This is a genomic window from Parabacteroides sp. B2-S-102, assembly GCF_023656665.1.
In the GTDB taxonomy this organism is placed as follows: Bacteria; Bacteroidota; Bacteroidia; order Bacteroidales; family Tannerellaceae; genus Parabacteroides; species Parabacteroides distasonis.
In genome coordinates this window covers 44,599-58,434 of record NZ_JAMOKM010000005.1, presented here as the reverse complement: position 1 = coordinate 58,434, position 13,836 = coordinate 44,599, and the positions used below count along the sequence as shown (strand labels likewise).

Annotated in this window: 10 protein-coding genes; 6 read left to right on the top strand and 4 right to left on the bottom strand. The window is 46.6% G+C overall.

What is annotated here, in order from left to right; genetic code table 11:
• Nucleotides 1-162 precede the first annotated feature (162 nt).
• The 3 genes from bglX (NBH07_RS08605) to NBH07_RS08595 are packed head-to-tail and all read left to right on the top strand — an operon-like array spanning nt 163 to nt 6,518.
• Nucleotides 163-2,412 carry a beta-glucosidase BglX gene (gene bglX / locus NBH07_RS08605; protein WP_156682751.1) on the top strand — a complete coding sequence of 750 codons (2,250 nt, stop codon included), beginning with the start codon at nt 163-165 and terminating at the stop codon, nt 2,410-2,412.
• Between the two features lie 14 nt (nt 2,413-2,426).
• Nucleotides 2,427-4,703 (top strand): beta-glucosidase BglX, encoded by a 2,277-nt coding sequence (gene bglX, locus NBH07_RS08600; protein WP_121956118.1) that lies wholly within the window; start codon nt 2,427-2,429, stop codon nt 4,701-4,703.
• 18 nt (nt 4,704-4,721) lie between these two features.
• Nucleotides 4,722-6,518 carry a family 43 glycosylhydrolase gene (locus NBH07_RS08595; RefSeq protein ID WP_156682750.1) on the top strand — a complete coding sequence of 599 codons (1,797 nt, stop codon included), beginning with the start codon at nt 4,722-4,724 and terminating at the stop codon, nt 6,516-6,518.
• 75 nt (nt 6,519-6,593) lie between these two features.
• Here NBH07_RS08595 and NBH07_RS08590 read toward each other — a convergent pair whose 3' ends face one another.
• The gene (locus tag NBH07_RS08590) at nt 6,594-6,869 is read right to left on the bottom strand and encodes a DUF2442 domain-containing protein (RefSeq protein ID WP_005860279.1); all 276 of its coding nucleotides are present in this window, start codon (nt 6,867-6,869) and stop codon (nt 6,594-6,596) included.
• Between the two features lie 179 nt (nt 6,870-7,048).
• On the opposite strand from NBH07_RS08590, the gene NBH07_RS08585 reads away from it, so the two are divergent.
• The 3 genes from NBH07_RS08585 to NBH07_RS08575 all read left to right on the top strand — a co-directional run bounded on the left by NBH07_RS08585 (nt 7,049) and on the right by NBH07_RS08575 (nt 10,195).
• Nucleotides 7,049-7,846: a carboxylesterase family protein gene (locus tag NBH07_RS08585; protein ID WP_009016761.1), complete on the top strand. Its 798-nt coding sequence runs from the start codon at nt 7,049-7,051 to the stop codon at nt 7,844-7,846.
• A gap of 293 nt (nt 7,847-8,139) precedes the next feature.
• Nucleotides 8,140-8,595 (top strand): hypothetical protein, encoded by a 456-nt coding sequence (locus tag NBH07_RS08580; RefSeq protein WP_008773145.1) that lies wholly within the window; start codon nt 8,140-8,142, stop codon nt 8,593-8,595.
• A 697-nt stretch (nt 8,596-9,292) separates the two neighbouring features.
• The gene (locus tag NBH07_RS08575) at nt 9,293-10,195 is read left to right on the top strand and encodes a YitT family protein (protein WP_005860273.1); all 903 of its coding nucleotides are present in this window, start codon (nt 9,293-9,295) and stop codon (nt 10,193-10,195) included.
• Between the two features lie 39 nt (nt 10,196-10,234).
• On the opposite strand, the gene NBH07_RS08570 is transcribed toward NBH07_RS08575, so the two are convergent.
• The 3 genes from NBH07_RS08570 to NBH07_RS08560 form a co-directional block, all read right to left on the bottom strand.
• On the bottom strand, nt 10,235-13,057 hold the full coding sequence (locus tag NBH07_RS08570) for a M16 family metallopeptidase (protein WP_044545417.1): 2,823 nt from the start codon (nt 13,055-13,057) through the stop codon (nt 10,235-10,237).
• A 132-nt stretch (nt 13,058-13,189) separates the two neighbouring features.
• Nucleotides 13,190-13,414: a (4Fe-4S)-binding protein gene (locus tag NBH07_RS08565; protein ID WP_008773142.1), complete on the bottom strand. Its 225-nt coding sequence runs from the start codon at nt 13,412-13,414 to the stop codon at nt 13,190-13,192.
• Between the two features lie 18 nt (nt 13,415-13,432).
• Complete coding sequence (locus tag NBH07_RS08560; RefSeq protein WP_121956108.1) at nt 13,433-13,732, bottom strand: GNAT family N-acetyltransferase; 300 nt, start codon at nt 13,730-13,732, stop codon at nt 13,433-13,435.
• Nucleotides 13,733-13,836: the final 104 nt, after the last annotated feature.

The following is a 13,836-nucleotide window of genomic DNA, read 5'->3' as shown; positions in this document are numbered from 1 at the left end:
ATAATAGTGGCTGGCTGCATTTATAATACCTAGTTGTAGAGACGGGGCGTGCCCCGTCTTACCACCGTCTGATAGTAATTTGGAATACCATTTTGCTGGGATGAGACGGGGCACGCCCCGTCTCTACAACTGGATAAATAGTGAATATAAATAATTAAATATATGAAGAAGATATTAGTTTCTTTCGCCGTCTGCCTAGCGCTTACCGCTTATGGGCAGAGACAAGATAAGGTACAGATGGATATATTTATCAATGACTTAATGGGTAAAATGACTTTGGACGATAAGATCGGGCAGTTGAACTTATCCGGAGGCGGTGTTCCCGGTATATTGAGTGGCTCGGAAGGAGCGGACGAGACGGTTCGCCGGGGTTGGCTAGGTGCGACCGGGTTCTCTGATATGGAAGGTTTGCGTAGGTTACAGAAGATCGCGGTAGAGGAATCTCCTGCTAAGATCCCTTTGCTGATCGGGGTTGACGTAATTCACGGATATAAGACAGTCTTTCCGATACCATTAGCTTTGTCTTGTAGTTGGGATACCACATTAATAGAACAAAGTGCCCGTATCGCCGCTATTGAGGCCAGTGCCAATGGTATAACATGGACGTATTCCCCGATGGTGGATATCGCCCGTGACGCTCGTTGGGGACGTATCGCCGAGGGTAGTGGAGAGGACCCTTGGTGGGGTGGAAAGATCGCCGCCGCCATGGTGAGAGGCTATCAAGGAGATGACTTGACGAAAGAGAACACGATCTTGTCTTGCTTAAAGCACTTTGCCTTGTATGGCGCTTCCGAGGCCGGTCGTGATTATAATACGGTGGATATGAGCCGTATCAAGATGTTTAATGAGTATTTCCCGCCTTATAAAGCGGCTGTAGAGGCTGGTTGTGCCACGGCCATGTCTTCCTTTAATTTGGTGGAGGCGATTCCGGCTACGGGTAACCGCTGGTTATTGACCGATTTACTTCGTGATCAATGGGGATTCAATGGGTTTGTCGTTTCCGATTATAATTCGATCGGCGAGATGACCAATCATGGTTTGGGTGATACGCAGACCGTATCGGCCTTGGCTTTGCATGCCGGCTTGGATATGGATATGATGACAAATGGTTATATCACGACCTTGAAGAAGTCGTTGGAAGAGGGCCGTGTGTCTCAAGCGGATATCGATCAGGCTTGCCGCCGTGTATTGGAGGCGAAATATAAATTAGGCTTGTTCGAGGACCCTTATCGCTACTTGGATGCGGATCGTGCGAAAAAGAATACGTTCACGGATGAGCATATGAATACGGCTCGCCATATCGCCGGCAAATCCATTGTCTTGTTGAAGAATGACAAGGGTTTGTTGCCTTTGCGAAAGACAGGGACGATCGCCGTGGTAGGCCCGTTGGCGGATAAGAAGGTTGAGTTGTTCGGGACATGGTGTGGTATCGATACGGCGAAGTCAGCTTCCGTAGTGCAGGCCGTGAAGGAAATGGTTGGCAATAAGGCCCGTGTGATCTTCGCCAAGGGATGTAATTTGACGAACGAGCCGATGTTGGCGAAAGCCAGTGGCTTGAAGGTTGATCCGGTGGAGAATACCCGTTTGGTGAAGGAAGCGGTTGAGCAAGTGAAAGATGCGGATCGTATCATCGCCGTAATGGGTGAGCCGAATAACTGGTCCGGAGAGGCTTGCAGCCGTGCGGATATTAGTTTGCCGGAGAGCCAGAAAGAGCTGTTGAGAGCTTTGTTGGAGACCGGTAAACCGGTGGTGTTGGTCTTGGCGAACGGCCGTCCGTTGACCTTGGAGTGGGAGGATAGCCAATTCTCCGCGATCGTTGAGGCTTGGCATGGAGGTTCCGCCGCAGCTCGCGGATTGGTGGACGTATTGTTCGGCGACGTGAATCCTTCCGGTAAATTGACGACTACATTTCCTCGTAGCGTAGGCCAGATTCCTTTGTATTACAATGCTAAGAAAACAGGCCGCCCAATGAATCCGGATGATCATTTCACTTCTAAATATCTGGATATCACGAACGATCCTTTGTATCCGTTTGGCTATGGCTTGAGTTATACGACTTTCTCTTACGGTGATCTTCAGCTGGATAAGACGAGTGTGCAAGGAGAGAACGGTGTATTGACCGCCAGCGTACAGGTGACGAATACAGGCAAGCTAGAGGGCGAGGAAGTCGTACAGTTATATATCGGCGATCCGGCTGCCAGCATCTCCCGTCCGATGAAAGAGTTGAAGAACTTCCAGAAGATATCCTTGAAACCGGGTGAGAGCCGAAAAGTCTCTTTTACGATTACGCCGGAAGACTTGAAATTTTATAACAGCGCATTGGAATACATCTGGGAACCGGGCTTATTCAATATCTACGTAGGTACGAACTCCCGAGACGTGAAATCAGCGCAGGTGACTTGGAACAAATAATACATATACGAATAATGAAAAGGTTAACGACTTTTATCGCTGGTGCGGCCGTTGCCGCTACCTTGGGTGGATGCCAGCAGCCCGCTGTAAGCGGCTGGAAAAGCTTCAGCGGCGACAAAAATATTGAACGCCGTGTAGATTCTGTGCTCTCTTTGATGACCTTGGAGGAAAAGGTGGGGCAGATGGCCCAATACTCCTGTAACTGGGATGTGACCGGCCCGGTTATGACGGGGGATTATGAGACTTTGCTGAAACAAGGTCTTGTAGGAAGCTTGTTTAATGTATATACGGTAGATGGCGTACGTAAAATGCAAGAGATGGCTCTGTCCGAGAGCCGTTTGAAGATACCCGTATTGTTTGGTTATGATGTCGTGCACGGCTATCGTACGATTTTCCCGATGCCGTTGGCGGAATCCTGCTCTTGGGATTTGGAGCGGATGCGTAAAAGTGCGGCGATCGCGGCGGATGAGGCGAGCGCTTCCGGTATCGCTTGGACGTTCGCCCCGATGGTGGATATCTCCCGGGATGCCCGTTGGGGACGTGTAATGGAAGGTGCCGGTGAGGACCCGTATTTGGGAAGTCTGATTGCGAAGGCCCGTGTCGAGGGTTTCCAAGGAGGAAACGATTGGCGTTCGTTGGCCGACGTAAATACGGTCTTGGCTTGTTGTAAGCACTTTGCCGCTTATGGGGCCGCTGAGGCCGGACGTGATTATAATACGTCCGAGTTGTCGCAAAATACATTGATGAATTATTATATGCCGTCTTATTTAGCGGCTAAGGAAGCGGGAGTCGCTACGTTCATGGCCTCCTTCAATGAGATCAACGGAGTGCCCAGCACGGGTAATAAATGGTTGATGACCGATCTGTTACGTAAGGACTGGGGCTTCAATGGTTTCGTGGTTACCGATTATACCGGTATCAATGAGATGGTAGCCCATAGTATCGTGCGAAATGATAAGGAGGCGGGAGAACTGGCCGCGAACGCCGGTATCGATATGGATATGACAGGTGGCATCTACAGCCAATATCTTGTACAATCCGTGAAAGAGGGCAAGGTCTCGGAAGAGAATATCGACCGTGCCGTGGCGAGCATCTTGGAGATGAAGTTCCTCTTGGGCTTGTTCGATGATCCATATCGTTACTTGGACAATGAGCGTGAGAAGAATACGATCATGAAGCCGGAGTTCTTGCAAGAGGCTCGTGAGACTTCCGCTCGCTCGATCGTCCTTTTGAAGAATGATAATAACTTCTTCCCGATCTCGAAGGATAAGAATATTACGGTAGCCTTGATTGGCCCGATGGTAAAAGATAAGATCAACCAGAATGGCGAGTGGGCTGGCCGGGGTGAGCGTGAGGAGAGTATCTCTTTGTTCGAGGGTCTGACCGAGAAATATGCCGGTACGAACGTGAAGTTCATTTATGCCGAGGGATGTGATCTCTTGACTGATGATTCATCTAAATTCGCTGAGGCGATCGCTACGGCTCGCCGTGCGGATATCGTATTGGCGGCTATGGGCGAGGATTTCAACTGGAGTGGCGAGGCGGCTTGCCGTACGGACTTGAAATTGCCGGGCGCTCAACAAGCCTTGTTGAAAGAATTGAAAAAGACGGGTAAACCTCTTGGTTTGATCTTGGTGAACGGACGTCCTTTGGATCTTTCTTGGGAGGATCAGCATGTCGACGGTATCTTGGAGGCTTGGTATCTGGGTACGATGGCAGGTCATGGTATGGCCGATGTGATCAGTGGCGATTATAATCCGTCCGCTCGCCTGACGATGTCTTTCCCTCGTACGGTAGGTCAATTGCCTCTGTATTACAACCAGAAACCGACAGGCCGCCCGGTTCCTCCGGAAGCTCCGGATACGGATTATAAATCCAGATATATGGATGTGCCTAACACACCGTTGTACCCGTTCGGTTATGGCTTGAGCTATACGACTTTCGCCGTGAACTCTATGAAGCTGGATCAGAACTCTTTCACGAAAGGGGGCAAGATCACGGTAACGGCTGAGGTAGAGAATACGGGTAAGGTGGATGGCGAGACGGTCGTCCAGATGTATATCCGCGACTTGGCGGGTAGCGTGACCCGTCCGGTTAAAGAGCTAAAAGGTTTCGAGAAGGTGGCTTTGAAAGCGGGCGAGAAGAAGCAAGTCTCTTTCACGATTGACGAAGCTTTGCTGGCTTTCTATGGTATCGATATGCAGAAGAAAGCCGAGCCGGGTGATTTCACGGTTTGGGTAGGCTTGAATTCTGCCGACGAGACGAATCAGTCTTCTTTCTCTCTGCGGTAAAAATTAATACATATCAACATGAAACTATTATCAAAATATATCTTTTCGGCTTTGTTCTTGGCTGCTTCCGGAGGTTCCGCCACCGCTCAATCCATGCGGGCGAATACGTATTGTAATCCGCTTAATGTGGATTATACGTATATGATTTATAACTCATCGAACAATCTGTCTTACCGTTCGGGTGCGGACCCCGCTGTCGTAGAATTCCGGGGCGAGTATTATATGTTCGTAACCCGTTCGCATGGCTACTGGCATTCGAAAGATTTGTTGAACTGGGATTTTATCACTCCCGGTAAAAACTGGTATCCTCAGGGTTCCAACGCTCCCGCCGCTCATAATTATAAGGATTCCGTGCTTTATGTGATGGGTGATCCGTCCGGCTCCATGAGCGTTCTTTATACCGATGATCCGAAATCCGGTAATTGGAACGCTACTCCTGCTATACTCCACGACCTACAAGACCCGGATTTATTCATCGATGATGACGGACAAGCTTATTTATTTTGGGGCTCTTCCAATGTTTATCCGCTTCGGGGCAAGAAACTGAATAAGGATGACCGTTTCTTGATCGAGGGCGAGACGGTCGAGCTTTTCGGCTTGGATATGCCGAAGCACGGCTGGGAACGTTTTGGCGAGAACCATACCGATACGGTATTGGGGGGCTATATGGAAGGTGCTTGGCTGACCAAGCACGACGACGGTAAATATTATATGCAGTATGCCGCCCCCGGTACGGAATTCAACGTATATGCCGATGGTGTTTATGTGGCGGACTCCCCATTAGGTCCGTATAAGTACCAATCGCATAACCCGGTAAGCTATAAGCCCGGTGGTTTCATGAATGGTGCCGGACACGGAAGTACCTTGGTGGGGCCGGGTGGCAACTATTGGCATTTCGCCTCTATGTCTCTCTCGGCTACGGTGAATTGGGAGCGTCGCCTCTGCATGTATCCTACTTTCTTCGATAAGGAGGGCATTATGTATTGTGATAATAACTTCGGTGATTATCCGCATTACGCTCCCGCCGAGCCGGGAAAGAAAGGAGAGTTTACGGGGTGGATGTTGCTTTCTTATAAAAAGCCGGTGAAAGCTTCCTCGTATGCGGAGGGTTCCGCTCCCGCCGCGCAAGGATTCACGGAATCGAACCGTCCCAAGACTTCCGCCAATTTCCTTCCGGCCAACTTGACGGATGAGGAATGTAAGACATTCTGGATGGCTCGCACGAATGGAGATACCGAATGGGTAGAGATCGATCTGGAGGCTCCCGCTATGGTATATGCCGTGCAAGTGAATTATCACGATCATCAATCGAATATGTATGGACGTATTCCCGGTTTACGCCACCGTTATGCGGTGGAAGGCTCTTTGGACGGGCAGGATTGGGTAACGTTGGTGGATCGCCGGAATAATTATAAGGATGTCCCGAATGACTACGTACAAGTGGATAATCCGGCTCGTGTCCGTTATGTCCGTTATAAGAATATAGAGGTCCCGACGCCTCATCTGGCGATCTCGGACTTGCGTGTGTTCGGTATCGGTGAGGGCAAGAAACCTGCGACGGTGAAGAACTTCAAGGTCGTTCGCCAAGCGGATCGCCGTGACGCTATGATCACTTGGGACGCTGTCAAAAACAGCCAAGGCTACAACATCCGTTGGGGCATCGCTCCCGATAAACTATACAACTCATGGCTCCTATACGGAAAGAATGAATTACTTTTAAAGAGTCTGTCCACCGACCAGCCTTATTATTTCACCATCGAGGCATTCAACGAGAACGGTGTATCAGAAGCGACAAAAATACAGGAAGCCCAATAATCTTCCGGTATCATTTTCAAATGTATTTTGTAGAGATAGGACAATCTGTCTCTACAAAATACATACAATATTCGATTATTTACTTACTAACGGGTATTTATCTGGATTTGCTATGATAGACAAGCTCAAATCTACATCTAAAGCATCCCAACGAATCCGCTCACGTCCTAATAGTTGGACATTAAACACGTCATCTACGGCAGCACGTTTGAACCATGGGAATTTGTCGTAAGGTAAATAATATTCCCGATCCTTTACCCACAATATTAAGCCATTGCGGGAAATATGTGTTACCTCAGCTCTATTATTTGCCGAAGTGGTTGTTCCATTTGTCTTTGATAACTCGCTCATGTTCAATTATTGTTTGAATTAATCAAATCCATTTATTAGTATAGCCTTTGGACTCATATCCTATATCCTTTTATTGCAAAAGTAATTTTAATCTTGATATTATACAACGCCTTAACAGACTATTTAATTATATTTGCGGAAGTTATCGATCTAAGTAGATAGTATTTACATTTGAATATATGATTATGAAAACACTTAGAAGTATTTTTTTTCTGTCTCTTTGCCTTCTTCTCTCCGTTGCTGGATATGCTGGTGATAAGGCTAGTTTTTTGAAAAAGCAGTTTACGGCTCGTGATGGTTATCAATTGAATTATCGGGTTCTGTATCCCCGAGATTATAATCCGGCGCAGAAATACCCGGTAATCCTGTTCCTGCACGGAGCGGGCGAACGAGGGTCGGATAATGAGGCCCAATTAATACATGGTGGCGATATGTTCGCTTCTTTCGAGAATCAAACCAAATATCCGGCTATCATTATAGCGCCTCAATGCCCGGCCGAGAAGACTTGGTCTGAATATAAGGGATTGAACGCCGGAAAAGAAGGAAAGCGTTTCTATCCGTTGAATGCTCCGGCCACACAATCGATGGCCGCCGTCAAGGAATTATTGGATAGTTATATAGCGGAAGGTAAGGTCGATACGAAACGCATTTACGTAACCGGCCTATCAATGGGAGGTATGGGCACGTTCGATATCGTGATGCGTTACCCGAACCTGTTTGCCGCTGCCACCCCGATCTGTGGTGGAGCAAATTTGCAACGTTTGGCAAACTTTAAGGGCAAGACGGCTTTCAGTATTTATCATGGCGGCTCCGATAGCGTAGTCGATGTACAATTCTCCCGTGACGCTAATGAAGCATTGAAGAAAGCAGGAGCTGATGTCCGTTATAAGGAATTTCCCGGTGTAGACCATAACAGTTGGGATAACGCTTTCGCCGAACCGGATTATCTGGCTTGGATGTTCCAGCATAGCTTGTAAAAACAGAGGTATCATCTCCGGATTTTTTACTTACTAGACATTATTTATCCTTTATAGGTTGTATATCCGGAAAAAGAAGTATATTTGCTGTGATCAACATTTTAAAACCAGAAAGCAGAGTAGAATACCTGCTTCTATTCGGTTGCAGGCATTTTTTTGCCTGTAACCGATCCGATATGACGGTTCCGTACCCCCGTGGAGTGCATTAATGTGCCTCCAGCTTTCTGGTAAAGTGTTGATCAACGGGTCAGGCGGGACCGTTCTTTTTTCCGCCTGCTTAATGCTAATATATTATGGAAGTGGAAAACATTTATCCCGTAACTGAACCTGTCGGTTCAGAACAAGACGCTCCGGTTTCGAACATGGAAATGTTGAGTGATGTATTTTTTAAGGAAGAGGCACGACGCTTGAAAGAAGCTTTCTGTTTTGAGAGAGATGCGGATGATTTCGATTATCTGAACCATCAGTTGCAAAGCGTGAAAAATCTATTGGTAGGTCTAAAACTGCCGTGGATACAAATAGCACCAATTTTGTACAGATGTATGGCCGTTTATCTGCAGCGTCCTGATCAACATGTAAGTAATATGAAAGTTCGCTACCTGTCAACGCAATTGATGGATGGGGTTTTGCTTTTATCCCAGAACGGACGGCTCATCAATGACTTGCTCATGTTTTTCGACCGCCAGCTTAAGGATATTCAACGCTTGCGGGAAGAGAAGTGTGAGGAAATGGAGAATGTGAGATTGTAAGTCTATATTTGCAGCTCATACATACTTGGTTGTAGAGACGGGGCACGCCCCGTCTCTACAATTGGATGAAAAGGCTTATGCGTGTTCCGGTTAGAATATCAATGTGACAATTTGTAAACTGAAGTCCTTGAGAATCGATTATTTCGGGCCAAAGTACGTCTCGTCTCCTAAAAACGAAAGAAAAAAACAGCAATCGTCTATCCGCTAGTGACTTGTTGAAAAACGGCCTTTTATTCTAGCGAAATTAATTCATCCTATCTCATATCTTATGCCTTATGGCCCAGTCGTTAGGGGGCAACAATGCCCATTATAAGGTAGTCATATCGCCCATTATGACCATATGTGTAGCCTATCGTGACTATATGTGTGGGTTTACGCCTGTACAGGCGTGGGTGAACGGGACTATATGTGTAATCTAACGAGGGTATTCTTATCGAAAAACGGGTCTTTTTGTGTGGAAAAGGCGTATAAATGCCTGCTTTCTCCTTCATGTTCTCGTTTATAGAGCTTTTCTAAATAAAGGTGATGTTATATAAAAGGGGTTATTACTGATAAATAGTTAACATTCCTTGGCTTTTGCTTACGTCTCTGTAAATAGGGGAAAGTGAACCATTATATTTCCGGCTAAATATAAGGTGAAGCATTTCCTATCAATAACTTTCATTACCTTTGCGCCCGCTAAAAATAAACAAATGAGATGAAATCTACTTTATCAATTTCTTCCTTATCCAGACAAGTCCTGCTTCGGGAGACACGGGACTATTTAATGATCGCTCTTGGGATGATCCTTTACGGTATCGGATGGACCGTTTTCCTTTTGCCGAATGACATTACGACAGGTGGAGTGCCGGGTATCGCTTCCATTGTTTTCTGGGCTACGGGATTTCCCGTTCAGTACACTTACTTCCTCATTAATGCCGTCTTGCTGATGCTTGCCTTGAAAATATTAGGTTTTAAGTTCAGTATCAAGACGATCTTCGCCGTGTTTACGCTTACTTTTTTCTTGTCCCTTATCCAGGAGCTGACAGCCGGGATGCATTTATTACAAGATCAACCGTTTATGGCATGTGTGCTGGGAGCCTCTTTCTGCGGAAGTGGTATCGGTATCGCTTTCTCCTCGAACGGTAGTACGGGTGGAACGGATATTATTGCCGCTATCATCAATAAATACCGGGATATAACGCTGGGACGGGTCATGATGATCTGCGATATGATTATTATCACCTCCAGTTATTTCGTGCTAAAGGATTGGGAGAAAGTGGTATATGGTTTCGTAACGTTATATGTTTGTAGTTTCGTGCTGGATCAGATCGTGAACAGTGCCCGCCAGTCCGTGCAATTCTTTATCATCTCGAAGAAGTATCAAGAGATTGGTAAGGAGATTAATGCGTTGCACCGAGGGGTTACGGTGATCGATGCTACCGGGTTATATACGGGGCAAGAACAGAAGATGATGTTCGTGCTTGCTAAAAAACGGCAATCCACTACGATTTTCCGTATCATTAATGATATTGATCCGACCGCTTTTGTATCCCAAAGCGCCGTAATCGGGGTTTATGGGGAAGGATTCGATCATTTTAAACTAAAGAAATCAAAGTAGAGACGGGGCGTGCCCCGTCTCATCCCCTCAAAATAGTAACTAGGGTTGCATGATAACTTCTACCCGGTTACCCTGTCCCAAAAGCTTTTGGGCGAATGCCTTTATCTTCTCGGGAGTCAGCGCCTTAACAATCGACTCATAATCCGTATCGGTATCAAATCCTTTATAATAATAATCATCCAATACGTTCAACCAATAGCTGTTCTCCTGCAAGACTTCCGCATGACGTTTCAGCAGGTTATCCTGTGTTTTCTTGAAATCTTCTTGACGAGGGCCTACCTCGGAAAGCCGTTTCAACTCATTGCGGACAATCGTGTTCATCTGCTCCCACTTGGCCGGGTCCGTATCGAAGAATATCTGTAATGTCGTTCTTCCTTCCGGGAAAGGTGAGATTCTAGCGGATACACCGACACCATACGTTCCTCCTTCTTTCTCGCGTACCTTCTCGTAATATACCAAGTCCATAACTTGTTTCAATGCGGTAGCGGTGATGATATTCTCCAGATTGTACTCCATCTGCCCGGTATAGAGGTTGGCTACCGTTACTTTCGGGATTTCCATGGAGCGGTTGAATCGATTCATATAGTCTCCCTTACGCGTCGATGGAACCTCCGCCGGATTTCCCTTCTCAATTTTTCCTTGAGATGGCAATGTCGCTAAATACTGCTCTATATACGGACGGATACTATCAATCTGGATATTACCTACAAACGTGAATACGAAACCGGAAGCATCCGAGAAGCGTTCCTTGCGCATCTCCATGATACGAGGATAACTGATATGTTCGAAATCTTGTGGACGAAGACGTGACGCACGAGGATTATCTCCGTAAACCGCTTTAGACAAAGAGTCGCTGAAAGCGACCATCGGATTTAACTCCATATTCTGCAATTGCGCTTTTGTCCGTGTCTCGAAAGATGCGTAGGCCTCCTCGTCCATGCGGGGAGCCGTGAAGCTAAGGTAAATTAACTCGAATAAGGTTCGCAAATCGGAAGGAGCGGCCATTCCGTTCACGTTCTCACTATCTTGACTGAGCGATAGGGCGCAAGATACCTTCTTTCCGGCCAGACGCTTACTTAGATCCGTGGCGGAGAAATTGCCCAATCCACCTATCTCGATCACGTCATTGAAAACTTTTAAGTTATCAATATCCTTCGTGCCAAATAAGGTACTTCCTCCCGGGCTGGTAGCGGTCATGATGATCTCGTCCTTCTTGAATTCGGTAGGCTTTAATACCACCTTGATACCATTGCTTAAGGTAAATACTGTCGCTCCGAAGGGCTGGCCGGTCTTTGTCTCCGTGATCTGGCCCGGGGTCGGCAAGGTCGGGACTAAAGGCTCGTTGGAGACAGTTTCCTTATAAGGCTCTACCGGCATCTGTCGTGCTTTGAGGAATGTACGGAGCAGGTTCTCCTCGGTCGGATATTTTATACCTTCTTTATCCGGTCCGGTTAACCCGATCACGATATTATCCTCTCCGATCATATCTTGGATATATTGGTTGACTTGCTCTACCGGGATATTCTGGGCGATCTGGTTCAATAGCGTGTATTCCATCTCAATGCCCGGGATATAACCGCCGTTGGTGAAATGATTCACATATTCACGAACATAAGCGTCGTTTTTTTGGTTATTCCGCTCGTTGTAAGCGGACTCGTATTGTTTCAACACGTTGATGCGTGCCCGCTCATACTCGGATGGCGTAAAGCCATATTGTTTTACCCGTTGGGTCTCTTTGACAAGCGTGGTCAGTGTGGAATCGATCTCGCCTTCCTTGGCAAGAGCGGCTACGGTCCATGCTCCCTTGCTTTTCGCGATCATGAAATTATCATCGTCGTAGGCTTGGGCATAGATAAACGGAGGATTCGCTTGATGTAAGATATCATCGAAACGCTCGTCCATGATCGACGCGCATATTTGCTGGATATAGTCCTTTACCAATCCGGCAATCGTACGATTCAAGTCGTTAGGTAATTTATCGTGTTTATAGAAGATATAAAGGATCGTATTGGATGCCTCCTTGTCTTTGGCGATCGAGATCAGAGGTAGATCATTGTCGGGAACCGATACTTGTTCCCGTTTTGCCGGGTTGACCGGGGCAGGGACATCGGCGAACATCTTTTTGATCGTTGCCTCCACTTGATCTACATTTACGTCTCCCACGATGATAATCGCTTGCAAGTCCGGACGATACCATTTTTTGTAGTAAGCCCGCAACTCGTCCGGCTTGAAGTTCTCGATCACGTCGATCGAACCGATCGGCATCCGGTTCGCGTAACGGCTTCCCGGGTACATCTTGGGTAGTTGCTGCTCCCATAGACGAGTCTGGGCATCCTGTCGGGTACGCCATTCTTCACGGATGACCCCACGTTCTTTCTGGATAGCCGAGTCGGTCAAGGCTAGGAACCCGGACCAATCGTGAAGGATCAATAAGCAAGAATCAACCACGCCGCTTTTGTTGACAGGGGCGTTGGTAATCATGTAGACGGTCTCATCAAAGGAGGTATAGGCGTTGAAGTTTTCCCCGCTGCGCATACCTACACTCTCGATATATTCGTCCATCCCGTTATTCGGGAAGTTCCTACTGCCGTCGAATGCCATATGTTCCAAGAAGTGAGCCAAACCTCGTTGATTCTCTTCCTCTAATATGGAGCCTACGTTTTGGGCGATGTAAAAGTCTGCCCGGTCTTTGGGCTGATCGTTGTGACGGATGTAGTAGGTCAATCCGTTACTCAATTTCCCGTATCGAACCTTTGGGTCGATCGGAAGCGGTTCGGGTTCCTGCATCTCTTGTGCCATCACTTGTGTGAAAGCGACGAAACAAAGCAGGATTGCCGTTAAGATAGAATGTCTTTTTATCATATTTGTTTCATTGATAGTGAATCTAGATCACAAAACTAGCAAAAAATCATAGAAAGAGGTCCTTATGGCGAAAAAAGGAGTATCCGATACGGAATACTCCTTTCTATCAAGATGAGACAGGCGGGGGGGGCCTCATTTCACCTCTTTATTCATTCGGTATGTCAACGCGCCAGACGGACATTGATTGATTTGGGCAATTAATTCTGCGGTTGTCGCATTCTCTATCTGTATCCAGGGCCTCTCCTTCGGCTTATAGACACAGGGAAGAGTCTTTACACAGATACCGGCATGTTGACATAACTCCGGTTGCCAGATAATGGTGAGTTCACCATTCGTATATTCGATCTTCTTGCCCATATAATTTTGTTATAAATATTAAATATGTATACCACTCATTACGATGCGTTTCCAATCCGGATGCTTCTGGATATATCCAGCTACGAACGGACATAACGGAACGAGACGTAAGTCTTTCTTCTCGATATCCAAGAGCACTTTCTCCACCAATTGGCTACCAATTCCTTTACCTCCAAGCTCCATGGGAACCTCAGTGTGGGTGAGATAAATTACCCCATCCTTATTTTTTATATACTCTATTCTGGGAACGTATCGCTCTATATGAAATTCATATTGGTGGCGTTCTTCATTATCAATTAGTTCATAATTTTCTTTCATCTCCCTATAATTTTAATACTCAACTATTCTATTAACACTTGAGTGATAAGGTTTGTTTAATATAATTCTAATCTATTCTATATAATTTATAGGGGAATGGAACG